This window comes from Tardiphaga sp. (assembly GCF_028290495.1).
In the GTDB taxonomy this organism is placed as follows: Bacteria; Pseudomonadota; Alphaproteobacteria; order Rhizobiales; family Xanthobacteraceae; genus Tardiphaga.
The window spans coordinates 1-26,535 of the sequence record NZ_JAQGJT010000126.1 but is presented as its reverse complement, the minus strand read 5'-3'; the positions used below and the strand labels follow the sequence as shown (position 1 = coordinate 26,535).

The following is a 26,535-nucleotide window of genomic DNA, read 5'->3' as shown; positions in this document are numbered from 1 at the left end:
GGGGCGCCATGAAAGCTCAAGCATTGCTCTTGGCCCCCGTGGTATGCCAGAAACATTTCGGATTATCTCCCGCCAAGCCGACGCCGGAAACGGCGCGCAAACCACCGAAATGAGCTTCGTTATGAGGAATTTTCATCTCGCCGGCCGTTCCACGGTCCATTCCCAGAACGGCATGGCGGCGTCATCGCATCCGCAGGCGACGCTGACGGCGATCGAAGTGCTCAAGGCCGGTGGCAACGCCATCGACGCCGCAGTGGCCGCCTGCGCGCTGCAGGGCGTGATCGAGCCGCAATCGACCGGCATCGGCGGCGATTGCTTCGCGCTGATCCAGCTCAAGGGCGAAGGCAAGGTGCATTCCTATAACGGCTCCGGCCGGGCGCCGGCCGCCGCCACCGTGGAGTGGTATCTCGAGCACAAGATGAACTCCATTCCTGCGACCGGCCCGCATTCGGTGACGATCCCCGGTTCGATCGACGCCTGGGCGACGATCCTCGGCGATCACGGCAAGTTCGGTCTCGACACCCTGCTGCAGCCGGCGATCAAGGCGGCGGAAGAGGGCTACGTGGTCGCGCCGCGCATCGCGTTCGACTGGAAGAACAATCTGGCCAAGGTCCGTGCCGGCATCAACGCGCCGCGCTACCTGCTGAAGAATGGCGAAGCGCCGGTGACCGGCGACGTGATGCACCAGCCGGAGCTGGGCAAGACGCTGCGCACCATCGCCAAGGAAGGCCGCGACGGCTTCTACAAGGGCTACGTCGCCGAAGACATGGTGGAGACGCTGCGCGCCAATGGCGGTCTGCACACCATGGAAGATTTTGCGGCCCACACCACCGAGCGCACCACGCCGCTCACCACGTCCTACAAGGGCCTGGACGTCTGGCAGTGCCCGCCGAACGGTCCGGGCATCACCATGCTGGTGATGCTGAACATCCTGTCGCATTTCGACCTCACCAAATACCCCTCGATGAGCATCGAGCGTTTCCATATCGAAGCCGAAGCCGCCCGCATCGCCTATCTGATGCGCGAGCAGGACATCGGTGATCCCGCTTATGTCGGCGTCGATGTCGAGCGCATCCTGTCGAAGCAGTTCGCCGCCGATTGGGCCGCCAAGATCCGTATGGACGCGCTGGTCGAACTGCCCGACGTGCGTCCGCCGATCAATCCCGAAACGGTCTACATCACCGTGGTCGACAAGGATCGCAACGTCTGTTCGTTCATCAACTCGGTGGCGCATTCGTTCGGTTCGGCCGTGGTCTCCAACACGACCGGTGTGCTGATGCAGAACCGCGGCGCGGGCTTCCGCGTGCAGCCCGGCCACCCGAACTGCATCGCGCCGGGCAAGCGTCCGCTGCACACCATCATCCCGTCGCTGACGACGCAGAACGGCCGCGCCAAGATGTCGTTCGCGGTGATGGGCGGGCAGTACCAGCCGGTCGGCCAGTGCCGCGTGCTGACCAACATGATGGATTACGGCATGGATGTGCAGGAAGCGATCGATCAGCCGCGCGGCCTGCATTACGAAGGCGTCTACACGCTGGAAGACGGCGTGCCGGCGGACATCGTCGCGGGTCTGGCCAAGATCGGCCACAAGACCGCGCCCTGCGTCACTCCGTTCGGCGGCGCCCAGGCGATCGTGATCGACTGGGACAAGGGCACGCTCACCGGCGGCTCCGAGCCTCGCAAGGACGGCTGCGCACTGGGGTATTGAGTTAGTTCTCCTGTTCTCCGGACGCTGCGCATCGCGCTGCTGACCGGGGAAACAGGAACTCAACGCAAAAAGACCGGCCTTGCGGCCGGTCTTTTCACATTCAAATTGATTTGAATCAAAGCTTCTTGTGGGCGAAGTCTGCGGCCTTGTCGGCGGCGTCCTTGGCGGCCTGTTTGGCGTCGCCAACGGCCTTCTGCGCGTGGCCCTTGCCTTCCTGGATCAGACCTTCGCCGCGCAGCTTCTCGGAACCGGTGACTTCGCCGAGGCCCTGCTTGGCCTTGCCGATGGCTTCGTTCGCGGTTCCCGTGATCTTGTCGGAGGTGGCACCCATGGGATACTCCTGTTGGCAGGACGCATCGTTCGCGATCGCGTCCGGTTGATCTTCGCAAGGTCAATCGCCAGCTCAATGGAATGTTCCTCGCTCGCCGGGACGTGATGCCGCTGCCGCTGCCGCATTTTCGTCACGGACTTTAAGAAAGCACCGCGATGTCCGGACACGACCACGATCATTCGCACGACCACCCGCATGATCATTCGCACGATCACAGCCACGAGCCCGCCAGCGCGGATAAGTGGAAGCACGACGGCGTGCGCGTGATCCCCGCCGACAAACTCGATACCAACGTCCCCTCGACCAAAGGCATGGACCGCGCGGCCGCGATCAACTTCGCGCGCGTTGGTGCGCAGAAGCTGTGGGCGGGCACTGTGTCTATCCAGCCCGACGCCAAGACCGGCGCGCATCATCACGGCCATCTCGAAAGCGTGATTTATGTGGTGAAGGGCAAGGCGCGGATGCGCTGGGGCGATCGCCTGCAGTTCACGGCGGAAGCCGGTCCCGGCGACTTCATTTTCGTGCCGCCTTACGTGCCGCATCAGGAAATCAACGCCAGCCCCGACGAGGTGCTGGAATGCGTGCTGGTGCGCAGCGACGGCCAGGCGGTGGCGATCAACCTCGATATCGAGCCGGTGGAAAAGCCGTCGACCGTGCTGTGGATCGATCCCACGCATCCGGACGGCGCGACGACGAAGTAGGACTCTGTCTCAGACGCGCAGCGGCGCTCTCGGGCGATGCCTTGCATCGCCGCTACGCTGCTGCGCTGAGCCGGACCCTCCGGACGCCGGTATGGATAACCCCGGCTCGCGTGGCCACATGCCGCAAGGGCCAGGTGGCCACGCGCGCCCAGGCACGGCCCTTCCGCTGCCGAGGCTTCAATGCTTCAATGAAGACGGCTCAGATGTTCAGGCGCCGGGCCGCCGTGGCCCGGGTCTGCAGTGGCCTGGGTCTTGAGTGTTGCTGCTCCTGCTGCGTGTCGTGGGGGACGACCGGATGGATATGCCTTCAAGTGCGCCGGCGGGGCCGGGGAAACTGGTTGCGCCCTCTGGTGCGGTCCACGCGCCCGCTGAGCAACCGGCCTATCTGCATCACACCGGCAGTCCGTTGTTTCTGGTCCTCACCGCATTGGGCGTGGTGTTCGGCGATATCGGTACCAGCCCGCTTTATGCCTTTCAGGTGGCGCTGACCGGCCTTGGCCATCCGGCGCCAACGCCCACCGAAGTGCTCGGTATCATCTCGCTGATCCTGTGGGCACTGATGGCGATGGTATCGCTGAAATACGTGATCTTCGTGCTGCGCGCCGACAATGAAGGCGAGGGCGGCATTCTGGCGCTGCTGGCTCTGGTGGTGTCCGGCAAGATCGACAATGGCGGCAGGATTCCGCTGCTGGTCCTGTTCGGCGTGATCGGCGCCTCGTTGCTCTACGGCGACGGCGTCATCACCCCGGCGATCTCGGTGCTGTCGGCGATGGAAGGCCTGAAGCTGGTGGCGCCCGGCTTCGAGCATTTCATCGTGCCGGCGACGCTGGCAATTCTGATCGGCCTGTTCGTGATCCAAAGTTACGGTACCGAGCGGATCGGCAAGCTGTTCGGCCCGGTAATGGTGGTGTGGTTCGTTGTGATTGCGCTGCTCGGCATTTCCAATATCTGGCTGGCGCCGGCGATCCTGCAGGCTGTCAATCCGGTCGAGGCGGTGCGTTTCCTGATAGCCGATCCGCAGGTCGCCTTCGTGGTCATTGGCGCGGTGTTCCTGGCGCTGACCGGCGGCGAGGCGCTGTATGCCGACATGGGCCATGTCGGCGCCACCGCGATCCGCCGCGCCTGGTTCGGGCTGGTGCTGCCGGCTCTGGTGCTGAATTATTTCGGCCAGGGCGCGCTGATCCTGTCCGACCCCACTGCGATAGACAGCCCGTTCTACAGACTGGCGCCCGGCTGGGCGCTGATCCCGCTGGTGCTGCTGGCGACGATCGCCACCATCATCGCCTCGCAGGCGCTGATCTCCGGCGTGTTCTCGCTGACGCGGCAGGCGATGCAGCTCGGCCTGTGCCCGCGCGCCAACATCATCTCGACCTCGGGCGAGGAGGCCGGACAGATCTACATTCCCGCCGCCAACTGGCTGCTGATGGCCGGGACCTTGTGCACGGTGCTGCTGTTCAGGTCGTCGGAGAATCTCGCGGCGGCCTATGGCATCGCCGTGTCCGGCACCATGCTGGTCACCACGATCCTGCTGTACCGCGTCGCGGTGACACGCTGGCGCTGGCCGCCCGCCGCGGCGATTCCGTTCATCGTGCTGTTCGGTGCCATCGACTGCACGTTTCTGGTGTCGAATTCGATCAAGATCGCGGACGGCGGCTGGTTTCCGCTGATCGTCGGCGCGGCGATCGCGATGCTGATGCTGTCATGGCGCAAGGGCTCGTCGGAGGTGAGGCGCCAACTGCATGTGATGTCGATGCCGCTGAAGGAGTTTCTGCCCTGGGCCGATAAGGAAGTGATCGGGCGCGCACCGGGCCTTGGCGTCTGGCTCACCAAGGTCGAGCATGGCGCATCGCCGATGCTGCTGCGACATATCGAGCATAACCGCGTGCTGCACGAGAAGGTGGCGCTGCTGACCTTCGTCTCCGACCGCCGCCCGCGGGTGCCGTTCGCCGAGCGGCATTCGGTGGTGCGTCTCGGCCACGGCTTCTTTCGCATCCAGGTCAGGCTCGGCTTCATGCAGACCCCGGACATCCCGTTGACGCTGCTGAACTGCAACCGGCTCGGCTTCGACGCCGACCTCGAGCATCGCAACTACTACGTCGCCCACGAAACCATCGTTCGCCGCGCGACCGGCTGCTCGATGGGGCCGATCTCGTTTTCGATCTTCTCCTTCCTGAACCGCGTCTCCAGCCGTGCGCCGGACTTTTTCAAGATTCCGCAGGACGCCATCATCGAGGTAGGATTTCGTGTCGAGATCTGAGCGGCGTCATCCGGTCACCGCCATCACCGCTTCCTTGATCTTCGCCAGCGCGTAGTTGCCGATCATGTTCGGCTCGATATGCGGCAGGTTAGGCACTTCATCGGCCGCCACCACGCAATCGACGATCGCGGGGCCCTCACACGCAAGCGCGTCCGCAATTGCCTTCTGCAGATCGCCCGGCTGCTTTGCTGTAAACCCCTGCGCGCCGCAGGCGCGCGCCAGTGCCGCGAAATCCGGATTGGGAAACTCGATCGCCTCGCGAAACGGTGCCAGGCCGACGCTTTCGGCCTCCAGCGTGATCAGCCCGAGCGCGGAATTGTTGTACACGATCACCTTGATCGGCAGCTTGTGATGCACGGCGGTCATGAACTCGCCCATTAGCATGTTGAAGCCGCCGTCGCCGGTTAGCACGATCACCTGCTTGCTGCGATCGAGCGCCTGAATGCCGTTGCCCTGGCCCAGCGCGGTGCCCACCGCCGCATTGTTGAACGAGCCGGTGATGCGCTGGGTGCCGTTCTGCCGGATCCAGTTCGCCGACCACAGCGTATTCAGGCCGGTGTCGAGCACGAAGATGGCATCCTGCCGCGCCAGATCGCCCGCGATCCGCGCCACTGCCTGCGGATGGATCTTGTCCTTGCTGCGGACGGAGTCGGCCTGCCTGTCGAGCATCGCGTCCCACTTGGCGCGGGCGTGGCTGGTTTTTTCGAAGAACTTTCCGTCGGTCTTGGTCTGTACCCTGTCGAGCAGCAGCTTCAGCGTCGGTCGCGCCGAGCCGATCACGCCAAGTTCGGTCGGCGTGCGCCTGCCCAGCACCATCGCGCGCTCGTCGATCTGGATGACGCGGCCCTTGGTCGGCAGGAAGTTGGAATAGGGATAGTCGGTGCCGACCATCACCAGCAGGTCGCAATCGTTGACCGCCTGGTAGACCGCCTTGGTGCCGATCATGCCGAGCCCGCCCATCCAACTGACATCGTCGAACGCCATGATCTCCTTGCCGCGTACCGAATGCACCAGCGGCGCCTTGAGCTTGTCGCTCAGTGCCCGCAGCAGCCCGGCGGTGCCGATGGCGCCGTGGCCGCACATGATGACGACGCTTTCGGCCTCGTCGATGCGGCGAGCCGCCTCCGCGACCGCGGCCTCATTGGGCAGGATCTCGCCACGCGGGATCAGCGTCGCCAGACTCGAGGTCGCGCCCTCGGCTTTGGACGACAGCACGTCGACCGGCAGCGTCAGATGCGCGACGCCCGGTCCCGCATAGGCCGCAGCGATCGCCGCATGCACGACGCCGGGGGCCTGCGCGGCGGTCGAGATGGTCTGGGTATAGAGCGCGACGTCGCGGAACAGCAGATCCGGCTCGGTGGTCTGGAAGAAGTCGGTGCCCTTCTGCGCCCGCGCCATTTCGCCGGACAAAGCCAGCACCGGCGCGTGATCGCGCGCGGCCTCGTAGAGGCCGGCGACCAGATGTGTACTGCCGGGACCGGTGGAGCCGGCGCAGACGCCGAGCCGGCCGGTGAGCTTGGCCTGGCCGGCGGCAGCGAGCGCCGCGCCTTCTTCATGGCGCACGCCGATCCATTCGATCGAGCTGCGCCGCACCGAATCTGCCAGCGGATTGAGCGAGTCGGCGATCAGGCCGAAAATCTGCTGGACGCCGATCTGTTCGAGCGTATGGACCAGTTCATCGGCGACGGTTTTCGACATGGAGGGCTCCGGATTTCAGGCTGACGCGGCAAGCGCACGGAAACCTTGACAACATAGGCCGGCGCCATTCGTTGCTTCAAGCTTCCGGCATCGGAGCCGGCGGTGCCATCCGCCGGCTGAACAGGATGCGCTGGTACAGCCAGCCGATCGCCACCAGCACCAGGCCGAGGCACATGAAGGACAGCGCGCGGTACACGCCGGTCAGCACCGACATGTCGATCACGAAGGCCTTCAGGATCGTCAGCGCGATGACCACCGCCGAGGCCAGTCGCGCGCGCTGCGAGTTGAACATCACGCCGATGCCGAGCAGCACCACGCCGAAGGCGAGCCAGGCCAGCGAATAGGTGTATTGCTCGGCATCGCCAGTGATGCCGCGGCTGAGGATGGGGCCGTGATAGAAACGTCGCACCTGTAGCGATACATAGGCCAGCGCCAGCACCAGAGCGAAGCCGGCAATGGTGTTGGCATAGGCTGCGGCGCGCCGTCCGGCCACCGCGTAGGATAGCAGGAGCGCCAGCACCGCGGGCATCGCGTAGCCGAGCAGCAGGTCGTTGAACACCAGGCCGCCGACACCGCCCGGATCGAACAACGGATTTTCCCATAACAGCAGGCCCCCGATGGTAGCGAGACCGGCATAGAGCGTCAGCCACAATGCGCCGACATTGTGCACGATGCTGCGGGTGCGGATGCGCAGCCGCTCGAGCCCGATCGCCATTGCGAGCGCGACGCAGACCTGGAGGCCGACTTCGACAAGCCCGAAGGACTGGCGGTAGATTTCGCCGCCGTGAATGAAGTGGCGGATTTCGAGGAACGCCAGCAGCACGGTGAACAGGATCGCGGCGGATTCCACCATGCGCAATGGCGCGTCGTCGCCGCGCCGGCGTAGTAATATGCTGGCGCCCCAGAACGAGAGCGCGGGCACGCCGTAGCCCCACAGCAGCCAGTTGAAGATCGGCATGGAGCCTGCGAGATCGCCGACCACGCGCGGCTCCCACGCCATCCGCGCCACCACGATGGCGGCGAGAATTGCGGCGAGCCAGCGCAGGAACGGGATCGGTCTGATCATCGAGATCCATGCGGTGCCCCAGGCCATCAGCGACAGTGCGATGGTCAGCCAGCCCTTCTCCAGCGCGAAGGTCAGCGCCAGAGCCAGCGCGCCGAGCGTGCCGGTGGCGAACAAAGCGGTCGAGATCGCAAGGCCCGGCCGTGTGTCGCGCTTGCCCAGCGTTTCGGTCGCCGCTGCAAAGCCGGCAGCAACGAGCACCGCTGCGATCGCAAACGGGATCGACTGGTCGAGGTGCGCGATGCGGGCGTACAGCGCGATCAAGAGCGCCAGTGGCGTGAACACCGCAGCGCCCGCCCAGATCACCGGGATAATCGCGCTGATCGAGCGGCGCTGCGCCAGGAAGCCCATGACGCCGAAGCCGATCGCGAAGATCGCCGCCGTCACCAGGTGCAGCGACACCGAACTTTCGATCGGGGTGGGCCCGAGGCCCGGCAGCGGTCCGGTGAGTACCAGCATGTCGGGATTGCCGCGCACCGCCCATGCAAGAAACACGATGGCGACGAAGCCAGCGGCAGCCGCGACCGCCGCGGTGGCTGCCTGTGCGTACCAGGCGACGAACAGCGTGCCGGCGACCAGCAGGCCAAACGTGACCATCGAGGTATCCGAATGAAAACTGCACAGCACCACCAGCGTGCCGCCGAGCAGAAAGGCGGACAGCGATGTGGAGGAGATCGGTTCGATTTTGCCGTCTTCGGCCGGCGGGCCGTACAGGAAGCCGCAGACGACCAGCAGCGACGCCAGCAGGAATCCGGCGAGCACGTGGAAAGAAAGCGGGCCGACATATTTCAGGCCTTCGTCGAGGCCGGGCAGTATCCACAGAACAGCGAATACGATGGTGGTCATGGCAAGCCAGCGCCACAGCCGGATTCGTGCGAGGCCGAAGGCGGCGGCGGTGACGACCGCGAGGTAGAGATACAGCGCCCAGAAGTCGGGTCTCTCGGACGAGACGAGGACGGGCGTGACGAAAGCGGCGGCGATGCCGAGGCCGGCCAGCGCCGGGCCGTGCAGCAATGCCGCAGCCATTGTCGCCAGCGCCACGCAGCCCAGCAGGATGAAGGCGGTGGCGGGTACGAGGAAGTCGTACAGCGCATAGGCGGCATAGACGGTGGCGAAGGCCACGGCGGTGCCGGCGGCGGTCAGGATCGCCGGGATGTTGGCGATTGGCAACGGCGCGATCGCGGACATGTTTTCGTTGCGCCGGCTCCATTCGCCGGCAACGAGCAGTGCCAGCGCGAACAGCGAGCCGAGCAGCACGCGCACGCCGGGGCCGAGCAAGCCTGCCTCGATCGAATAGCGCACCATGAAGAAGCCGCCGAGCGCCAGGGTCAGTCCGCCGACCCACACCACCCAGCGTGTGCCAATGCGTTCCTCGAAGCCGGGGCCGGCCGCGGTTTCGGCAACAGCCGCCTGCGGCAGTTGCGGCGGCGTGCCGGGCTGGATCGACGGCGCCTGTTCGGCGGTCGGGATGTCGGCAGTGAACTCGGCTGAAGTCTTCCGTGTGGTTGCGGCGGTGCTCGCCTCCGTGGTCATTGGCAGCAGCGGCGGCAGCGCCAGCGAGGGGGCCTCATACGTGTCGAGCCGCGCCTGCAGCACCTTCACTTCGTTGCGCGCCTTGCGTGCGAAGAGGAAGGCGGCAATGGCGATCGCCAGCGCAAAAAAACTGTAATCTTCGAACATCGCGATGAGGCCCTGTTTCCTTCCGCTCTCCCGCTTGTGCTGTTTTGCTGCGCGGGGAGAGGGCAAGAGAACGGGCACAGCAGGCACGTCTATGTGCACGCACCGGCAGATTAAGTTCAACCGGTGTGGCACGCAGTCCGCGTGGATTTACTCCAGATCGAGCCGGAACGGCCGTCCGGCCACCGTCATGCTGCCGGGGCCCATCTCGTCGAGGGCGCGGACCATGCGGCCGTCGCGGCCGAGCGCGCGATCCGCGAGACTCACCAGCAGCCGGTTCGGGGAGGCGATCGGCGATGCGGCCCGGATCAGGCGCGCGATGTCGCGCTCGTCGCGCTGCGGATTGAGCATGCAGACCGCGGCAAAGGCGCTCGCGGTCGAGCGGCTGATGCCGGCATAGCAATGCACGACTAACGGTGCGCTGCGGTCCCAGCGGCGAACGAACTCCAGCACGCGGGCGACATGCGCCTCGTTCGGCGCGACGAAGCCTTCGGTGGGCTCGGTGATATCGTCCATCTGCACCCGCAGGTGGTTGGCCTCCAGAACTGTCGCTGGCCGCTGTACCTGCGCGACGTTGGCCATCACCGTCAGCACATGGCTGGCGCCGGTGTGCTTCACGGTGTCCTGCAGATCAGCGAGCGAGCAGACGTGGATCATGGAGGTACCTTGGTTGGTAATAGATCATAGGCCGGTGCCGGTTACGTCGCCACCGCCGCGAATCTGGTCAGAAACCGCTTCTCGGCCTTGCCGGCCGACCATGGCGTCAGGAAATCTGCTTCGGCTTCTTCCGTCAGCCCGGGGTCCTTGCCGAACAGCCGCTTCGCCTCGGTTTCCTTGAAGCCAGCGAGGCGCGTTGCTTCGAGATAGGCAGCGCCCATGTCTGCGGTCTTGATCTGTTTGGTGATCGCCTCGGCCAATACCGGCGGCAGACCGAAGCGGATGTGGATGGCGGCCAGCAGCCGATGCTCGACCACCTTGTAGGCGCCGCCGATCACCGCCTTGAACGGCGAGATCATGTCGCCGATGACGTATTCCGGCGCATCGTGCAGCAATGCTGCGAGCCGCACCGAATGGTCGGCGCGCGGCAACTGCTGCCGCAGCACGGCCTCGACCAGCAGCGTGTGCTGCGCCACCGAGAAGATGTTCGGGCCATGCGTCTGCCCGTTCCAGCGCGCGACGCGGGCCAGCCCATGCGCGATGTCGGCGACCTCGATGTCGAGCGGCGAGGGATCGAGCAGGTCGAGCCTTCGACCGGACAGCATGCGCTGCCAGGCCCGTGTATCGACATCCCGGGAAAACTTCGGTTCGGATTTTGATTTCGCCATTACTTCACTTTGAGTCGCGGCGCGCGTTGCTGGCCGGTGCAGAGGTCGTGGCAGAAGCAGGACACCAGATGGTCGTTGACCATGCCGGTCGCTTCCATGAAGGCATAGACGATGGTGGGGCCGACAAACTTGAAGCCACGCGCCTGCAGGTCCTTGGAAATCTTCAACGACAGCGGCGTCGAGGGCGGCACGTGGCCATGCGTCTTGAACTTGTTGACGATCGGCCGGCCGTCGACGAAATCCCACAGATATTTCGAGAAGCCGGCGCCTTCTTCCATGATCTTCAGATAGGACTTCGCGCTGTTGATGGCGCCCTCGATCTTGGAGCGGTTGCGCACGATGCCGGCGTCGTTCATCAGTGCGAGCACCTTCTTCTCGTCGTAGCGCGCGATCTTTTCCGGCTGGAAATCGTCGAACGCGCTGCGAAAATTATCGCGCTTGCGCAGGATGGTGATCCAGGACAACCCGGCCTGAAAGCCGTCGAGGATCAGCTTCTCGTACAAGGCGCGGTCGTCATATTCCGGCACGCCCCATTCGGTGTCGTGATAGGCGACGTAAAACGGATCTTCGCCCGGCCACGGGCAACGCGTCTTGCCGTCGGCATGCAGGCGCGCGGCTTTGCTCATGCCCAAATCTTCTTCATGCAATCGTCTTTTTCGACGCCAGCGCGCGCAAGGCGTCCGGATCGGCAAAATGAATAGGCGAGCCGCCTGCAAGAAACGCGGCCTGTGCGTCGAGCGCGTCGGTGGCGCGGTCGGTGCGGATCAAGGCCAGGCCCTGGCCCGCGGCGGAGGAGCCCATCTTGCCGACCGGCTTGTCGGCGGCGCGGATCTCGCTGCCCGGCTGCGGGGCATCTCCATCGAGGATGACGCGGACGATGCGCGTGCGCGCCGTGCCGCGATGCTGCATGCGCGACACGACTTCCTGGCCGACATAGCAGCCCTTGTCGAAATCGACGCCCGCGAGACGGTCCATGTTGCTCTCATGCGGGAATGCGTCGCCATAGGCGAAGTCGACGCCGCCGCGCGGCACGCCGGTCTGGATGCGGTGCGCCTCATAGGCTTCCTCATCGACCAGGTCGGCGCCGATCATGGCGGCGGTCTTGGCCGCCAGTTCGGCAGGAATGAGGATGCGGTAGCCGAGGCGCGCATCGCGCGGATCGGCGTAAGTGAGGTCGGGTTTCAGTGCGGGCTCGCCGTCCCACACCGCGAGCACGCCGAGCGAATCCGACAGGTTCTCCACCACGACCTTGGCGCGCAGTTTGTAGAAGCCGAGCTTGGTGGCGAGCGGCGCGGCCAGTTCGCGCGGCAATTCGATCAGCAACCCGCCGCCGTGGCCGGCGGAGGCCTCGGTCACGAGGAAATCGGTGACGATCTTGCCCTGCGGCGTCAGCAACGCGCCGAACCGCGCGGTGCCGGGCCGCACCAGCTCGATCTCGGACGTCACGAGATTGTTGAGAAAGCCACGTGCGTCGTCGCCGGACAGCTTGACGACGCCGCGATCAGGAAGAAGCGCTGCTTTCATAGGGATACTCGTAGCTCAGGTGACCGTGCGGACAGGATCACCAAAGCTATGCCGCACAGCCGCCGACAACAAGGGCCGGGGGCAGCCACCACCCACTCCGTTGTCGCCACCCGCGCAGGCGGGTGACCCAGTAGACGCTGTCGTTCGTGATCAACCGCACGGCCGCCGTATACTGAGTCGCCTGGTCAAGCCGGACGATGACAGTTGAGTTTGCGGAAACTACTGCTTTGCCAGCATCAGCGAGAATTCGCCGTTGCGCACGCGGCCGGGCAGGCCTTCGACGAATTTCGCCACGGCGTCTTCGCCATAGGTGCCGACCAGCTCGGCAAAGGCGGCGAACAGGCTGGCCTGCGCCAGGCAATCGCCATCGATGCCGTCGTGACGCGCTTCCGCCCAGGCTTCGTTCAGATAGCCCAGCGCCGCCCGCTTCTGATCCTGGTCGGGGAGGGGATCGCGATCGGTATGGTAGGCGGCGGACTGGCTCATGCAATTCCCCAACAATTTCTGACGACACTCCGAATCGGAGTACGTTCCTTGCAAGCGAATCGAGATTTAGCACGCGGAAACTGCACCGCATGGCAGATCTTTAAAAAGGGTTAACGGCGATGGATCACGTCGCCGAAAGGCCCTGTCGGGCATGGGGTTAGTCTGGGTTTAGGCGCAAAATCCGGCCATTCGTCACGGCGTCAGCGGCCGTCCATCCAGCCATTTTGCATAAATGACGCGCTTCTGTTCGCCGTAGCCGAGCTGCTCGTAGAACGCGTTCACCTGCGCGTTGTCGCCGCGCACCAGCAATTGCAGCTTCTCGATGCCGCGGTGGCGCAACCAGTCTTCCGCCGCTTCCATGATCATGCGACCGAAGTTCCGCCGCTGATGGTCGGGATCGACGGCGACGTAATACACCCAGCCGCGATGGCCTTCCTGGCCGACCAGCACCGACGCCACAATGGCTGCGCCGACGCGGCCGACCAGCACGGTGGAGTTGTCGCCCGCGCGCGCCAGCGCGATGTCAGCGGAGGGATCGTTCCACGGCCGCACCAGTCCACAGCGCCGCCACAGCGCGATGACGCCGGCGACGTCGGCGTCCGCGATATCCGTGATCTCGAGCATGTCGGTCATGATTTCACCGGCAGCAGCACCTTGCCGGGATTCATGATGTTCAGGGGGTCCAGCATGGCCTTCAGGCCGCGCATCACCTCGATCGCCACCGGGTCCTTCACCGAGGGCAGGTCCGCGGCCTTGAGCTGGCCGATGCCGTGCTCGGCGGAGATCGAGCCGTGCATCCGAAGCACCACCTCGAACACCACGTCGCTGACGTCGTGCCAGCGCGCCAGGAATTCCGCGGTATTGGCGCCGACCGGCTGGGTGACGTTGTAATGGATGTTGCCGTCGCCGAGATGGCCGAACGGCACCGGCCGCGCGCCGGGCAGCAACTTGACCACCGCTGCATTGGCCTCGGCGATGAAAGCGGGAACGGCCGCGACCGGCACCGAGATGTCGTGCTTGATCGAGCCGCCTTCCGGCTTCTGCGCCGGCGAGATTTCCTCGCGCAGTTTCCAGAACCCCTGGCGCTGGGCGAGATTGGCGGCGATGGCGGCGTCGTCGACGATGCCCTCTTCCATGCCGCGCTCGAGAATCCGTTCCAGCGTGTCGCTGATGCCGTCGCGCGACGACGACAATTCCATCAGCACGTACCAGGCGTGCTTGCTGGCCAGGGGATCGCGGACGCCGATGCCGTGGCGGACGCTGAAATCCACCGCGATGTCGGCGATCAGCTCGAAGCTGGTGAGCTGGCCCGAGGCTTCGTCGCGCGCGATCGCCAGCAGCTTCAGCGCGTCGTCAGGGGATTTCAGTCCGACAAAGGCGGTCTCGATGGCGCGCGGCTTGGGAAACAGTTTCAACGTCGCCGCAGTGATGATGCCGAGCGTGCCCTCCGCGCCGATGAACAGGTTGCGCAGGTCGTAACCGGTATTGTCCTTCTTCAGCTTCGACAGGCTGTTGAGGATGCGGCCATCGGCCAGCACCACTTCGAGCCCGAGCGACATCTCGCGCGCCACGCCGTAAGCGAGCGCCGCGGTGCCGCCGGCATTGCTGGAAAGGTTGCCGCCGATGGTGCAGCTACCCTCGGAGCCCAGCGACAGCGGGAACAGCCGGTCGGCTTCCGACGCACGGTTCTGCGCATTCTGCAGGATCATGCCGGCCTCCACCGTCATGGTGTTGGATTCGGTGTCGATCTCGCGCAGTCGGTCCATCCGCCGCATCGAGATCACGACTTCGCCGCCATAGGGCGTCTGGCCGCCGACCAGCCCGGTATTGCCGCCCTGCGGCACCAGCGCGGTGCGGGTCTCGGTGGCGAGCTTGCAGATCGCGGCGACTTCCGCCGTCGAGCCCGGCCGCAGCACCAGAGGCGAGGTGCCGCGGAACAGGTTGCGCTCCTCGGTCACGTATTGGTGCACGTCCGCTTCGTCGGTGACGGCATATTTGTCGCCGACGATGGCGCGGAACTTCGCGATCGTCTCGGGCGACAAGGTTGCGGGCGGCTTCTGGACGATATTCATCGGGACTTCCTGCAATTTGGTCTTCAGGCGGCGGCGCGGCGCAGCCGGTCGTTGATGGCCTCGCCGAGCCCATGTTCCGGTACCGGCATCACCGCGATGCCCGTGCCGCCTGCGGTGTCGAGGGCGCGAAGATAGCCGAAAAGCCGCGTCGCGGCCTCGGCGAGATCGCCACGTTCCGACAAATTCATCACCGCGACGGCATTGTCGAGTCCCGGCAGCGCGACCGGCCCGAACGCCAGCAGCGCCTCGCCCGGGCGGACGTCCCGGGCCCTCAGCCGCACCGGGGTGCGCGGCGCATAATGCGAGGCCAGCATGCCCGGCGCCAGCGGCTGGGCCGTGGCGTTTTCGGCGTCCTGCGGCACCGACACCAGCAGGCGACCGAGCAATCGCTCGATCGCCTCGCGCGGCAGTCCGCCCGGCCGCAGCAGCATCGGTGGCTCGAAACAGCCGACAATCGTCGATTCGACGCCGACCTCGACCGGCCCGCCGTCGACAATCCAGTCGATCCGTCCGTCGAGGTCGGCCCGCACATGGGCTGCGGTGGTCGGGGACACGTGGCCGGAGCGATTGGCGGATGGAGCCACCACCGCGCCGCCGAACGCCTGCAGCAGCGCGCGGGCGACCGGATGGGCCGGCACGCGCACGGCGACGGTGTCGAGCCCGGCGGTGGCGAGGTCCGCCACCGGGCAATCCGGCGTCTTCGGCAGCACCAGGGTCAGCGGCCCCGGCCAGAACGATTCGGCGAGCCTCAGTGCCTGCGAATCGAATCGCGCGATCCGTTGCGCGGCCTGGAGGTCGCTGACATGGGCGATCAGCGGGTTGAACGCCGGCCGCCCCTTGGCCTGGTACAGCCGCGCGATTGCCGCGGCATTGGCCGCGTCGGCGCCGAGCCCGTAGACGGTTTCGGTCGGAAATCCCAGCAAACCGCCCTCGCGCAGGCATTGCGCCGCCGCCGCCACGGCCTCCGGGCCGGCGTCAGTCATGCGGGTGGTCAGGCCGACAGTCATCTCGAAACGATCCTCATCGCAATTGCGTCAGTTCTTTTACCGAGGTTCTTGCGGTATGCGAAACCCAAGGCTATAAGCCGGCCACTTGTCGGAGTGTGGCTCAGCCCGGTAGAGCACTGCGTTCGGGACGCAGGGGTCGCAGGTTCAAATCCTGCCACTCCGACCAAGTAATTCAAATACTTAGCATTTAGACCTTTCGTGCCATGCAATGAAATGCGCAACGTTTTGGCGTTTTGCAGGTTTCTTGTTATGATTCGGGCAGCCGGTAGTAGCGAAAGAGTTTCGAATGTCTGATCCCAGCATCTATTCGCCCGGAGAGATTGCTCGATCGTTCTTGGCTGGCATTGATCGCTCCGCTGGCGATTCGATGACCCACTTGAAGTTGCAGAAACTTCTGTACTACGCGCAGGCTTGGGCGCTGGTGTGGTTGAAGCGCCCCCTCTTCGATGAGGATTTTCAGGCGTGGGCTCACGGTCCTGTGCTGGAGAGCGTCTTCCATACCTATAAACATTATCAGTGGGACGCTATTCCGGCGCCCAGGGATGCCCCGCTCCTCGACCCTGAGACCTTTGCTCATATCGGCAGCATTCTAAGCGTGTATGGCGACTTTTCAGCAAAGCATCTTGAAGCGATGACCCATCGCGAGGATCCGTGGAAGGATGCTCGAGGCTCCCTTGGTCCGGAAGAGCGATCAAATGCTGTGATCCCGAAGGAAGGCATGTTGGAATTTTATTCTGGCCTGGATTCGGAGACCGATGGCGAAGAATGATAAGCTTAGAAAAATTGCTGAAAAACAAGCGCGCGGTAACATTGCGGACTTAAACGTTACTTTGCGCGAAGCTGCTATTCTCGGAATAGATGACGACAAGAATACCGAGCAGCCTTACGTCAGTCTCAAATATTACTGGTCAGAATATCAGTGCTTCTCGGCCTGGACGCCTGATAAGCTTCGGGCGTTCAGTGCGTTCTGCAAAAAGTTGGGTCAAATGACTTGGACCGACATTTACCGGACGGCAGGCAAGGCCGGAGACAAGGTCGGTTTTGGATACACGACCCACAAAGATATCTCCAAGCTTCCAAAAACTGCTTTCATGGGAAAAATCAGCGACGACCTAACCTGGTTTGAATTGCGAGTTGACCAGGAGTCCCGTGTGCACGGCTTTCGCGCCAAAAGTGCATTTTTCCTCGTGTTCTTAGATCAAGAACACGAAGTATACCCACGGGCCTGACGACCAACATCACCGCCGTCCGCTAAAAGCGTCCGCGGCCTCTTCCTGGAAGTCGGGATGATGATGGCCGTAGTTGTCTTGCAACTGCTCTAGCGTCATTCCCAGCCAACCTGCGGCCTGCCAGGGATCGGTGCCGCGCTGCATCAGCCATGTCGCCGCAGTGTGGCGCAGGATGTGGCGCACAACATCGTCGCTCAGGCCAGCGTCGGCGACGATCGCATCCCAACCCGTCTTGATCTTCTCGGCATATTGCTCGCCATCGGCGCGATGCACGATGAAATGAACCGGTTTGCCGAGATGGTCGGCCAGTTTTAAATCAAGCTGACGCCAGCGAGCCAAATGTGGACGCAGCCTTGTGGCGATCTTGGCAGGCGGACGGCGTTTTTTGGTGGCTGCCTCTTGGCCTCCCCGACCGTGATAGACCCAGCGCTCGCAATCCATCCATGGATGGGTTGTGGTGGCCATCCACTGAGTCCGGCGGATCGTCTCCTCTCGGCGCGCGCTGTAGATCCCCAGTAAGATAAACCGGGCGACTGGCCGGCGCCGAGCCACCAGCCATGTCGGCCTCCGGAATAGGCGACCGGCATCGTTGCGTTTCCACGCCTCGCGCTCACCATCCCAAACGAAGCCGAGGGCGGCGCCGAGCAGCCGGGCGGCTTCCGATCGGCGCAGCCAACGTTCGCGACCTTTGCGCTTTTCAGGCAAGGCGATCTTCGGCACGACGTCGAGCGTGTGCTCGCCGTGATAGACGTTTATCGCTGCACGCAAATCTTCGAGGTGGCGCCTGGCCGTCTGGTCAGAGACGATGCGGCGCTTTTCCAGATCGCGGTTTCGGTCGTTCGGAGTGCCGGTGCACCAGTCGGCATAGTCACGGCAGAGCTGCGCCTTGAGGTCGGCCAGCTTGTACCTTCCGAAAAATGAATTGGCGCTGTCGAGGCGGATCAGCAGCTCGTCATGGCGGCGCACGATCTTGCGCTCATCGTTCGAAATCGGATGCTTGTCGGCAATCTTGCTGCGAAGCAGGTCGTAATTCTTTGGCCGCTTCGATTCCTCGTACGCGGTGATTATGTCGGCAACAGCGAGCGCAGCGGGATCACGGGTGCCGATGGTCGGCTTGTGGCGCGTGCCGAGGTAGGTTTCGAGTGCGCGCGCAGCGCTTTCAGTTTCAGTGCGGCTGAAGCCTGTGCGGACCTGCCGTCCTCGGTCGAGGATGACCCAAGTTCCGTCATCGGGACGGCACCAGAGGCGAGGCGGTTTGGCTTTCCTGCCCGGCATGGGGTCACCAGCTTCCTGATTGCGCGTGGGGTCGTCAAATCTTTGCCTGCCACGCGAGCGACTTCAAGCCTTCCGGCCGCGATCTCGGTCCGAAAAGACGACAATGTGAGGGGGCCGTGGGGGAAGAATACCGCCACGGCCTCGATAAGGGTCATGCTGTCGTCGTCAGCCCAGTCCTGAGGCCGTGGACGCGCCCGAGCGCGGACCAAGTGATCGCGAGGCCTGCGGGGCATCAGCCGCCCCCTGTACGGCGCTTAGCGGTCCTGTCAGCGCCGTGAACGGTATCAATTTCGAGACTTTCAAGGACAGCGCGGGCGCGCTGGGACAACCTTCCTTCGTCGAAGAACGGGTAGTTCTTCCGTCGCTCGACGTATTGGCCGTCAACGAAATTGTTGCTGACACGGATCGAAACAGCCCGATCTATTGGCCGGCGTCGCAGCGCGTAGTCGGAGGACCCATACAGGTTTAAGCTCAACGTATGCAGTTCGCCGACAAGAAAGGCGTGATAACGCAACAGCAGACCAGCGCGCGTAAGCCGGCGCCCCTTGGTTAGCGGCCCGACTTGTTTGGTCGGTTCGTCGCACTTTACGACCATTTCGAGGTTAATTGCGATGTGTCGAAATTCGGCGACGCTCAGGTCCTCCATGACGTCATCGCTGGGCTCAGGGTTGTCCGGGTCGTACAGCCATTGAGAGAAATCAGCGATAGCCCGCATTTGATACACGCAACAGGCTGGAGATCTGGGCGCGACTTCCTTGATAGTTTTGAATAAAAGGTTCACCGGCTTCATCGCATTTGACAGGGCGTCGTTGTCGGCTTCTGCATCTTCGTGCGCTTGCCGGCTATCCACTGCGTTCATCGCCTTACGCAACCAATGTGCTAACGTGCGGATGTCGGCGTTCACTGGATCGAAGCCCTGCGGCAGTGTTCCAAAAATGGCGGCCGGATATAGCGTTTCGTCCTGCTGTAGAGCAAGATCGGCATCGATGACCGGCGGTAAGACATTGACGCGCTCGTTGAGTGGCGATCTGAGAATGTGCCGGGGCTCTACGGATGTTTTTTGGGAAGATGTGACGTCAAGCATTGAAGTTACCCCGATCGGACGCGCCGATTACGCTCTGCGAATGATTCGCAGATCAGTTGCGATCAACGTTCAGCGCGCGTCTGAAAACTTCTTGTGCGACACTCTTTCCTGAAGCATCGCTTGCTGCATACGGATGACGTCGACAGTGAACGAGGTGAGGAACGCTGTGTGTTCGGGCTCGCATGTGAACGATCTCAGCCAGCTGTAAATCACGTCCGCCACGGCTGCCTTGGAGCGCAAGCCGTCTGCCGTTTGTGCCTTCACTTTCGTCGCGCGCTGCATCGCCTGGTTGGCCCGGCTACGATAAATATCGTCCCATGCTTCAGCAAAATCGCTGTTACCGCTCGGATCTGCTTTGAACGCGCCGTCCGCCGCAGCCATGTTTGCTGTGACTTCCATGCACAGTTCGATCAGCTTGTTGTCAGCATGCTGGCGGCGACGATGGGCGGGCGTCGCTCGCTGGGCTACCGTTTTTTCAACGGTCGCGCCAAAGTTCGGAGTGATCACGTCGGCGGTCTGTTCTGCTGTCGCGGTGTACATTGTCATACCCCTATGAGTTATCGCGATGAGTGGTGGATTGCTGCGGATGGTTTCCTCCGTCGCTCGCTGGTCTCAGCGCGAGCGCACGATGGATCAGCCCCAACGTCTGGCGTAAGCCGGAGGCCGGAACGCCCGGCAAGGCTGCTTCGACGGTGGGGATGATTGCTTCGAGATCGGACCGCGCGTGTCGGCAGGCTTTGCGCAGCGCGACGTTCTCAGTTGTTAGCTTGGCCAGGTCGGTGACGGTGTCAGCCATCAGGCCACCTGCTTGATGACGGGCTTTGACCAGGAGGGGCAGACCCAACCGAACAGCGTCTGCCAGAGCGGCTCGACGGCGTCGTTGAACGCTTCGAGCTCTTTGCTCTCGCGCACTTCCATCATCCGCACCTGCTCGTGCGTCCAATCGTTATGTTCGAAGTTGAGGCGCTGGCCGATGACGCCGAGCCGGACGGCCAAGATGCCTACGCGACGCTGCTCGGTCGGCGAAAGGCGATCCCAAGCGGCATCGGCGTCGAAGCCGTCTACCTCCGCGAACGTCGGGAGGCGGTCTTCAGGCGGGACGGTAGAAGCGTATGTGACTAGTTCTTCGAACAAAGCATTTGCTCCCAAACTCGGGAGCAATATAATTTTCTAAAAAAGAAAAAACAACAGATATTTTCGATTTAAGAAATTTTTTATATGAGGTCGGCGACGGTAACGAGTCGCCTGGTGGCAGAGATGGCGTTGGAGTTGATCTGTTGCGTTGATCCGTCGAGCATCAATAAAGCGACCTCATCCAACGTTCGTCCCACCATTTGACCAACCCGCGCTTCGCGCTTTCCGTCCTGCAGCGGGCCTTCTATTAGAACAAAATCACCGATCGCGGCGGGACGATCAACGTCATAGAGAACTAACTCGCCGTCGTTGTACCGGGGGGAGCCGCTCGCGCCGGATATGTATATTCCCCTTAATCGACGTATCCCAACGGCAGGGGGGGGGAGTTTGTAGTCAATGACCGCATCAAATATTTCGAACGTTTGAGCACTTGGGCCGGGGGCAGTCATGTAAATTTCGATCGGCCAAGGCAGTTTGTCAGCCTGAAGTGCAGCTTTATGAGCCTTAGATTCTGCTGCACGGAGTCGTTCTGCGGTGCTGAGAGCTTCCTCGTCGCTCAGCGACGGTATTTTGTCTTTCGAGTACTTTCCCTTCAGCTCGGGGAAAAGCCCGTAGACCAGCCTCTCTTCAATTTCCGCAGGCGAATTGAAGAATCTTTGAGCGAGAAAAAGCTCCCCAAGATCGACCTGCCGCTGTCTGCTCAATATTTTGGACAGGGCTGAGGCATTAATGTTCATCGCCTTCGCTAAGGCGCCCTTGGCCGCTTGGGTGCGCGCTAGCTCGCCGACAATGTATTCGACAGCAATGTCATTACGGCTCGGATCTTTTGGCATATTTTCATATTTCGCAAAATGAGCAGGGGGGCAATCGCTATAATCGAAAAAAACACTTGCGATTATTTCTATTTTAGAAAATAGTGTGGCCTCCAAGGAGAGGTCCATGAGAACAGGTGCGAACCCGGCAGCGTCCATTATCCGTCGATTAGGCGGTGAGGCCGTTGTCGCGTCCCTTCTGCGCGTGGGGTCTGTAGCCCCATATCGGTGGCAATATTCGAAGGCGAAGGGAGGGACGAACGGGCTCATTCCTCAGCGGCACCATGTTGCTCTTCTTCTCTATGCGGCGAAGGGTGGTCTTCTGCTTGAACCCTCCGAATTTCTGCAGGCGGAAGCTAATGAAGAGCGTACCCTACTTCTCGATAGTACAACGGGCCATGTAGCCGGATCATTTCTCGATCCCACTCCTGATACCGCAGGATCGCCGCCGTCGTCCGTAGGTCCGACGCGAGCAACCTCGTGCGAGGCGGAGGGGTAATGGCCGACGATCGCACTCTCATTCATTCATCCTTTCTTGCACAGCAGCGAGCGGACGCGACGGGGCAATCCGCATCCGCTCGCCCGTGTGCGCCTGGTAGGGCCGGGGCAAACCCTGCAGGCAACGACTACCCGTTGGCAGACCGGCGCGTGCCGGCCCTCTGGGCTTTGTTCCAAATCTCTTCATCAGCAGCCGCCTTCGTTGTCGCCAAACTTTGTCGGCGCGCTGCCTGGTCGTTCTTTAGTTCGCCTTGTCGTGCGTAGCGCCTTTCGTCCCAGACATAGGGACACAGGCGATGTCGGAAAAATCCGAAATTCGGTCGGACAAAATGAATGAGCTGCTGCTGAACGAAGCATCGAGCCTTTTGCGACAAGTCGCCGGCAACCGCCGTGCTGACGAGTCCAAGAAAGCCGTGCTTCGCAGGGTAGGGCGCGAGGTCAAGGACTGGACGGCGTCACGGATCAAGGACGTCTGGTACCGAGATCCACGCGTCCGCCTCAGGGCAAACGAGGTCGAATATTTGCGGACGCTGGTCGGCCAGCGCCAAGGATTGGAAGCGGATGTTGATGAACTGGCTGCGCTCCGTACTCGAATCGCCCGTCTGGAACGGCTTCTCGAAGCGACGGATCCGGCGCTCAGTGGCCCGATGCTTCCTGCGGATCGGCAATCACTCGGCGAAATGGGCTGAGGACGTGGCGCTATGGATTGATCCGACGCTTGAAGCCGAAGCTGGAGGGAAGCTGTGATGGCCGAGCAGTTGCAGCGTCTCGAAACCCGTCCGGAGCGGCTGTGGCGCGAGTTCATCGAAGCGAGTCGCAGGGCCGAAAAATCCCACGACATTCAAGACGGCTTTGCTGCGGGTCGCGCGTGGTCACGTTGGCTGGCTGAGTTCGTGCCGGACGGAAGCACGAAGACGGCGGTGCACGGTCAGGCGACGAACCGCCAATGACCTATATCGACGCCCTTTTTAGCGAACCGATGCTGCCGCATTCCATCGAAGCGGAACAGTGTCTGTTGGGCGCTATCATCATGAACCAGGATGCACTGAACGCGGTGGAGCGGCGGTATCCGTTGATTCCGGTCGATTTCTTCGAGCCTGTCCACCAGTTCCTTTTCGAGAAAATCTCGGGCGCACACAACGCCGGCCAACGGATCGACGTCGGCCTCGTAGTCGCAGAACTGCGGTCTTTAGCGGGAACTATCCTGCCCGGTGAGATGACGGTCGGCGCGTATGTCGCTCGCCTTGCTGCCGCTGCCACCACGATCATCAATGCGCCGGACTACGCGCGCACCATCCGCGAGTTGAGTGACCGCCGCAAGTTGCTGGACGCCGCCGCCGTCCTGACCGCAAGCGCGCATGGGGATACCTCGCCGCACGACAGCGCGGCCGCCGCAATCGATGTGCTGGACGAGATTGCCACTCCTGCGGCGCAGCGCGATGCCATCCGGGTGGACATTGAGACCGCGTCGAATCGATCATTGGCCCGAATGGTCAAGGGCATGGAAAATCCCGACCTTGTCACCGGCATTGCAACGGGGATGCCAGGCATCGACGACCGCACCGGCGGCTTGCAGGCTGGCGATCTGATCATTTTGGCAGGCCGGCCGGGGATGGGAAAAAGCGGCGTCGCGGTGGCGATGGCGAAGGCCGCTGCCTTGAACGGCGTCGCGAGTCTCTATTTCTCGCTCGAGATGAGTGAGGTCAGCTTGTCTGACCGCATCCTGGCGGACCTCTGCTATGACAATCGCGACCGCATCACATACGAATCCATTGCCCGCGGCCGCCTGCCGACAGATCAGGCCGAGCGAGTCATCGCGGCCCAACGCAAGCTGCGCGGCCTGCCGCTCACCATCGAGCTGCAGGGCGGGTTGTCGCTTTCGCAAATCGCTGCCCGCGCACGCCGGCACAAATCGACGCTGGAACGGAAGGGCGGGGCGCTCGGCCTGATCGTGATCGATCACATGCACCTGGTGGCCGCCTCCAAGCGCTACTCTGGCCAACGCGTCAATGAGGTCACGGAGATATCAAACGGCCTCAAGGCGCTCGCGAAAGAACTTAACGTACCTGTGTTGGCGCTGGCCCAGTTGTCGCGCCAGGTTGAGACCCGGGACGAAAAGCGGCCGACGCTTTCGGACCTTCGGGATTCCGGCGCCATCGAGCAGGATGCAGACCTGATCATCTTTCTTTACCGGGAAGCTTACTACCTGGAGCGCACCAAGAGCGACAATGAGGATATCGACCAGAAAAGGGAGGCTCGGCTCCAGGAGGTCCGCAACGCACTTGAAGCGAACATCGCCAAGAACCGCAACGGCGAGGGCGGACTGGTAAACCTATTCTTCGACGCCGGCTGCAACGCTATCCGCACTGCAACGAGGTGGGTATGAGCAGGGCAGGGGTCATCGCGATCAGCCGAAAACTGTTCGATCAGGACGATGCCTTCTTCGGCGGCGAGCCGTTCACTCGCCGCGAGGCCTGGCAGTGGCTGATTGCTATGGCTGCGTGGAAGCCGCAACGTGTCCGGGTTAGCACCGGTCGCGGCAACACATTTATAGAGATCAAGCGCGGGCAACTGTCGTTCTCCCGTGCGTTCATGCGATCGGCTTGGAGTTGGTCTTCCGAGAAGGCAGTTCGGACGTTTTTGGACCGTCTCGAAACAGACGGCCGAATAGACCGGCATTCAGGCCAGCAAGAAGGCCAGCTACAATCAATCATAACGATCTGCAAATACGACGAATATCAATTCGGCGATGCGGACGAGGGCCAAGCATCGGGCCAGCCTAAAGGCCAACCAATGGGCCAAGCAAAGGCCAGCCAAGGGCCAGAAGAAGAAGAAGGAAAAAGAAAGAAGAAGAAAAGTAACGCGCCCAAGCGCGCGGCGGAGGGATTTCAAAAATGGTACGAGGTCTATCCGAAAAAGAAGGCCCCGAAAGACGCTGAGCGGGCTTACGGCAAGGTCATCGCCAGCGGCGAGATCTCGGGAAGCGACTTGCTCGCGAAAACGGAGACGTTCGCCGCGGCATGGCGGGATCGCGATCTGCAATTTTGCCCGTATCCGGCGAGCTGGTTGAACGCCGGCAGCTACGCGGACGAGCCGGAAGCGCCGCCGCAAGTGGGTGTGCCGCTCGCTCAAACGAAAATTGAGGCGCCCACACGCGATCCCAAGACGTTCACCGACAGCGAATGGGAGGACCGGCTGCAGCGTTATCGCGAAGCGGGTGTCTGGCCTGAGAAATACTACGGCGCTCCACCTGGGCATGCCGATTGCCTAGCGCCTGGTCATGTCGTTGACCGTCTGAATATTGCCCGCAAGGAAGCTGCTGCATGAGCGAAACTGACCAGCTAAGACGAACGCTGAGCGAAAGCCGTGGACGAAGCGGGGGACGGTCAGCCGACCATGGCGTGTCGCGGGGCCAACTGTCGGCCAATCTGTTCTACGCGGGCGGCGATTTCGTCTTTGCGGGTGTCAGGGAGATCGTCGGAGGCCTTGAACCGAGCCTTCGCGCGCCAAGACGGTCCGTCCCGCATAATTTCGACAATCAGGGCTTCCGGGATCTCGTGATGCTTCCGCAGTTCCCGTTTCACCATCAACTCGAGATCTCGCGGCGTATAGCCGACTACGGTTGCCATGGCTCCAATCTCCGTCTGGTCAGTTTAAATGCTCAACCGGCTATCGTGCGATCTGTTCCAGGGGAGCGCTGCGCACATATGAGCTGCCGCAGCGTGGGCCGATCAATTTGTAGCGCCTGCGAAGGTCCTCAACGATCAGGTCAGCGCGTTCTTGGAGATGGGGAATGGCCGCGCACTGCGGAGCAACCTGCAGGCGGGAACGGAAGCGGGCATCAAACCCGGCCAGTCAGATACTAATTCAGCGCATGCGGCGCACAGAAAATGGCACCGGCGCACAAGATTTCGAGGACCATCGCATGACCGCCATCACCCACATGCGCGATTACAAAACCCCGGAGGAGCGCCAGCTTCAAATCGATCGGCTTGGGATCGTGGCTTTTGGCTGTCATTGCCAGGCGCCGGGGCGACGCTCGGGTGTGCTGCCATGTGCCGGTTGCTCAAATGGGCTCCGGTCACCGTGAAGGTCATCGGGAATGCATCTCTGGCGGCTCCAGTAAACGAGGAGAATGCAGGGTGATGCTCTACGGGCGCTCACCCAACAATCCAAGCCAGTGTTGCACGGCGCGGGTGGCGCCATTCCACGCGGCGGCCAAGCTGTGCTCCCGCGTATGCATGCTCTCTGCCAGACGCCGGACGGCTTCCAGTGTCGCCAGTTCGGCCGCGGCGAGATCGGGCGGCGCATCGGCTGTCTGCGCGTCATTCACCAGCGAGCCTATCAGGCGGAGAGCGGAAACTTCGTCGGTTGGCCTGGCCACATTCAATATCGACCGGAAATAGCGGGCTTTGATCAGGCTTAATTCTTGCGGCGTCAAAATCGAATCGCTCCATTTGGCCACCACTATATGCTTTCCGGCCGAAATCGACGCCTTCCAGCCCAGCGTATTCCGGGCCGTTCGCACTGCAACTGAGATTTGAAAGAGGGATACGAGCGTGCCGGAAATGAAAACTACGAACTCAGGCTGGCACATCGTGCTGTGCGAACCGAACCGCGAACTTACTGCTGTGTCGGGTATGACTGCCCGCGG

The 26,535-nt window shown here is 62.7% G+C and carries 29 protein-coding genes and 1 tRNA gene; 10 read left to right on the top strand and 20 right to left on the bottom strand.

Annotation, left to right across the window (positions count from 1 at the left end; genetic code table 11):
* Positions 1-121: 121 nt before the first annotated feature.
* Complete coding sequence (gene ggt, locus JWQ24_RS18955; RefSeq protein ID WP_299811454.1) at positions 122-1,708, top strand: gamma-glutamyltransferase; 1,587 nt, start codon at positions 122-124, stop codon at positions 1,706-1,708.
* Positions 1,709-1,823: 115 nt separating this feature from the next.
* Here the strand turns inward: ggt and JWQ24_RS18950 are convergent, their stop codons facing one another.
* The gene (locus JWQ24_RS18950) at positions 1,824-2,039 is read right to left on the bottom strand and encodes a CsbD family protein (RefSeq protein ID WP_299811453.1); all 216 of its coding nucleotides are present in this window, start codon (positions 2,037-2,039) and stop codon (positions 1,824-1,826) included.
* Between the two features lie 155 nt (positions 2,040-2,194).
* Here JWQ24_RS18950 and JWQ24_RS18945 point away from each other — a divergent pair, with 155 nt between their 5' ends.
* Positions 2,195-2,740: a cupin domain-containing protein gene (locus JWQ24_RS18945; RefSeq protein ID WP_299811452.1), complete on the top strand. Its 546-nt coding sequence runs from the start codon at positions 2,195-2,197 to the stop codon at positions 2,738-2,740.
* A gap of 295 nt (positions 2,741-3,035) precedes the next feature.
* Positions 3,036-4,997, top strand: a complete 1,962-nt coding sequence (locus JWQ24_RS18940) for a KUP/HAK/KT family potassium transporter (RefSeq protein ID WP_299811451.1) — start codon at positions 3,036-3,038, stop codon at positions 4,995-4,997.
* A gap of 6 nt (positions 4,998-5,003) precedes the next feature.
* Here the strand turns inward: JWQ24_RS18940 and JWQ24_RS18935 are convergent, their stop codons facing one another.
* The 10 genes from JWQ24_RS18935 to JWQ24_RS18890 form a co-directional block, all read right to left on the bottom strand.
* Positions 5,004-6,695 carry a thiamine pyrophosphate-dependent enzyme gene (locus tag JWQ24_RS18935; protein ID WP_299811449.1) on the bottom strand — a complete coding sequence of 564 codons (1,692 nt, stop codon included), beginning with the start codon at positions 6,693-6,695 and terminating at the stop codon, positions 5,004-5,006.
* Positions 6,696-6,771: 76 nt separating this feature from the next.
* The gene (locus JWQ24_RS18930; protein ID WP_299811447.1) at positions 6,772-9,438 is read right to left on the bottom strand and encodes a DUF2339 domain-containing protein; all 2,667 of its coding nucleotides are present in this window, start codon (positions 9,436-9,438) and stop codon (positions 6,772-6,774) included.
* Between the two features lie 147 nt (positions 9,439-9,585).
* Positions 9,586-10,092, bottom strand: coding sequence for a protein-tyrosine phosphatase family protein (locus JWQ24_RS18925; protein ID WP_299811444.1), 507 nt, complete (start codon positions 10,090-10,092; stop codon positions 9,586-9,588).
* Between the two features lie 41 nt (positions 10,093-10,133).
* Positions 10,134-10,760, bottom strand: a complete 627-nt coding sequence (locus tag JWQ24_RS18920) for an HD family hydrolase (protein WP_299811442.1) — start codon at positions 10,758-10,760, stop codon at positions 10,134-10,136.
* Positions 10,760-11,386 (bottom strand): DNA-3-methyladenine glycosylase I, encoded by a 627-nt coding sequence (locus JWQ24_RS18915; protein WP_299811440.1) that lies wholly within the window; start codon positions 11,384-11,386, stop codon positions 10,760-10,762. The genes JWQ24_RS18920 and JWQ24_RS18915 overlap by 1 nt, the downstream gene beginning before the upstream one ends.
* Before the next feature lie 13 nt (positions 11,387-11,399).
* Positions 11,400-12,284, bottom strand: a complete 885-nt coding sequence (locus tag JWQ24_RS18910; protein ID WP_299811437.1) for a folate-binding protein — start codon at positions 12,282-12,284, stop codon at positions 11,400-11,402.
* A 219-nt stretch (positions 12,285-12,503) separates the two neighbouring features.
* A complete protein-coding gene (locus tag JWQ24_RS18905; protein ID WP_299811434.1) occupies positions 12,504-12,770 on the bottom strand; it encodes a hypothetical protein in 267 nt (88 codons plus the stop codon).
* A gap of 192 nt (positions 12,771-12,962) precedes the next feature.
* A complete protein-coding gene (locus JWQ24_RS18900; RefSeq protein WP_299811431.1) occupies positions 12,963-13,403 on the bottom strand; it encodes a GNAT family acetyltransferase in 441 nt (146 codons plus the stop codon).
* Positions 13,400-14,842, bottom strand: coding sequence for an FAD-binding oxidoreductase (locus JWQ24_RS18895; protein ID WP_299811429.1), 1,443 nt, complete (start codon positions 14,840-14,842; stop codon positions 13,400-13,402). Before JWQ24_RS18895 ends, JWQ24_RS18900 begins: the two co-directional genes overlap by 4 nt.
* A 23-nt stretch (positions 14,843-14,865) precedes the next feature.
* Entirely contained in the window at positions 14,866-15,849 is a 984-nt protein-coding gene (locus JWQ24_RS18890; RefSeq protein ID WP_299811426.1) for an L-threonylcarbamoyladenylate synthase, read from the bottom strand.
* 89 nt (positions 15,850-15,938) lie between these two features.
* Here JWQ24_RS18890 and JWQ24_RS18885 point away from each other — a divergent pair.
* The 3 genes from JWQ24_RS18885 to JWQ24_RS18875 all read left to right on the top strand — a co-directional run bounded on the left by JWQ24_RS18885 (position 15,939) and on the right by JWQ24_RS18875 (position 17,078).
* A tRNA-Pro gene (locus JWQ24_RS18885) sits at positions 15,939-16,015 on the top strand.
* A gap of 120 nt (positions 16,016-16,135) precedes the next feature.
* On the top strand, positions 16,136-16,618 hold the full coding sequence (locus tag JWQ24_RS18880) for a type II toxin-antitoxin system antitoxin SocA domain-containing protein (protein ID WP_299811423.1): 483 nt from the start codon (positions 16,136-16,138) through the stop codon (positions 16,616-16,618).
* Positions 16,605-17,078, top strand: coding sequence for a hypothetical protein (locus JWQ24_RS18875; protein WP_299811420.1), 474 nt, complete (start codon positions 16,605-16,607; stop codon positions 17,076-17,078). The genes JWQ24_RS18880 and JWQ24_RS18875 overlap by 14 nt, the downstream gene beginning before the upstream one ends.
* Positions 17,079-17,087: 9 nt before the next feature.
* On the opposite strand, the gene JWQ24_RS18870 is transcribed toward JWQ24_RS18875, so the two are convergent.
* The 6 genes from JWQ24_RS18870 to JWQ24_RS18845 form a co-directional block, all read right to left on the bottom strand.
* A complete protein-coding gene (locus JWQ24_RS18870) occupies positions 17,088-18,353 on the bottom strand; it encodes a hypothetical protein (RefSeq protein ID WP_299811417.1) in 1,266 nt (421 codons plus the stop codon).
* A 232-nt stretch (positions 18,354-18,585) separates the two neighbouring features.
* Entirely contained in the window at positions 18,586-19,437 is an 852-nt protein-coding gene (locus tag JWQ24_RS18865; protein ID WP_299811415.1) for a hypothetical protein, read from the bottom strand.
* A gap of 69 nt (positions 19,438-19,506) precedes the next feature.
* The gene (locus JWQ24_RS18860; protein WP_299811412.1) at positions 19,507-19,977 is read right to left on the bottom strand and encodes a hypothetical protein; all 471 of its coding nucleotides are present in this window, start codon (positions 19,975-19,977) and stop codon (positions 19,507-19,509) included.
* Between the two features lie 10 nt (positions 19,978-19,987).
* Entirely contained in the window at positions 19,988-20,233 is a 246-nt protein-coding gene (locus tag JWQ24_RS18855; protein WP_299811409.1) for a hypothetical protein, read from the bottom strand.
* Positions 20,233-20,571 carry a hypothetical protein gene (locus JWQ24_RS18850; RefSeq protein ID WP_299811406.1) on the bottom strand — a complete coding sequence of 113 codons (339 nt, stop codon included), beginning with the start codon at positions 20,569-20,571 and terminating at the stop codon, positions 20,233-20,235. The genes JWQ24_RS18855 and JWQ24_RS18850 overlap by 1 nt, the downstream gene beginning before the upstream one ends.
* 80 nt (positions 20,572-20,651) lie before the next feature.
* Positions 20,652-21,512 (bottom strand): hypothetical protein, encoded by an 861-nt coding sequence (locus JWQ24_RS18845; protein WP_299811404.1) that lies wholly within the window; start codon positions 21,510-21,512, stop codon positions 20,652-20,654.
* 665 nt (positions 21,513-22,177) lie between these two features.
* On the opposite strand from JWQ24_RS18845, the gene JWQ24_RS18840 reads away from it, so the two are divergent.
* The 4 genes from JWQ24_RS18840 to JWQ24_RS18825 are packed head-to-tail and all read left to right on the top strand — an operon-like array spanning position 22,178 to position 25,208.
* Entirely contained in the window at positions 22,178-22,570 is a 393-nt protein-coding gene (locus JWQ24_RS18840) for a hypothetical protein (protein WP_299811401.1), read from the top strand.
* A 57-nt stretch (positions 22,571-22,627) separates the two neighbouring features.
* Positions 22,628-22,831 (top strand): hypothetical protein, encoded by a 204-nt coding sequence (locus JWQ24_RS18835; protein ID WP_299811396.1) that lies wholly within the window; start codon positions 22,628-22,630, stop codon positions 22,829-22,831.
* A complete protein-coding gene (locus tag JWQ24_RS18830) occupies positions 22,828-24,267 on the top strand; it encodes a DnaB-like helicase C-terminal domain-containing protein (RefSeq protein WP_299811393.1) in 1,440 nt (479 codons plus the stop codon). The genes JWQ24_RS18835 and JWQ24_RS18830 overlap by 4 nt, the downstream gene beginning before the upstream one ends.
* Positions 24,264-25,208, top strand: coding sequence for a hypothetical protein (locus JWQ24_RS18825; RefSeq protein WP_299811390.1), 945 nt, complete (start codon positions 24,264-24,266; stop codon positions 25,206-25,208). The genes JWQ24_RS18830 and JWQ24_RS18825 overlap by 4 nt, the downstream gene beginning before the upstream one ends.
* A 59-nt stretch (positions 25,209-25,267) precedes the next feature.
* Here the strand turns inward: JWQ24_RS18825 and JWQ24_RS18820 are convergent, their stop codons facing one another.
* The 3 genes from JWQ24_RS18820 to JWQ24_RS18810 all read right to left on the bottom strand — a co-directional run.
* Positions 25,268-25,510, bottom strand: coding sequence for a hypothetical protein (locus tag JWQ24_RS18820; RefSeq protein WP_299811387.1), 243 nt, complete (start codon positions 25,508-25,510; stop codon positions 25,268-25,270).
* A 233-nt stretch (positions 25,511-25,743) separates the two neighbouring features.
* Positions 25,744-25,899, bottom strand: coding sequence for a hypothetical protein (locus tag JWQ24_RS18815; protein WP_299811384.1), 156 nt, complete (start codon positions 25,897-25,899; stop codon positions 25,744-25,746).
* A 132-nt stretch (positions 25,900-26,031) separates the two neighbouring features.
* Positions 26,032-26,535 (bottom strand): hypothetical protein (locus JWQ24_RS18810; protein ID WP_299811381.1); only part of this gene is annotated, 504 nt, incomplete at its 5' end.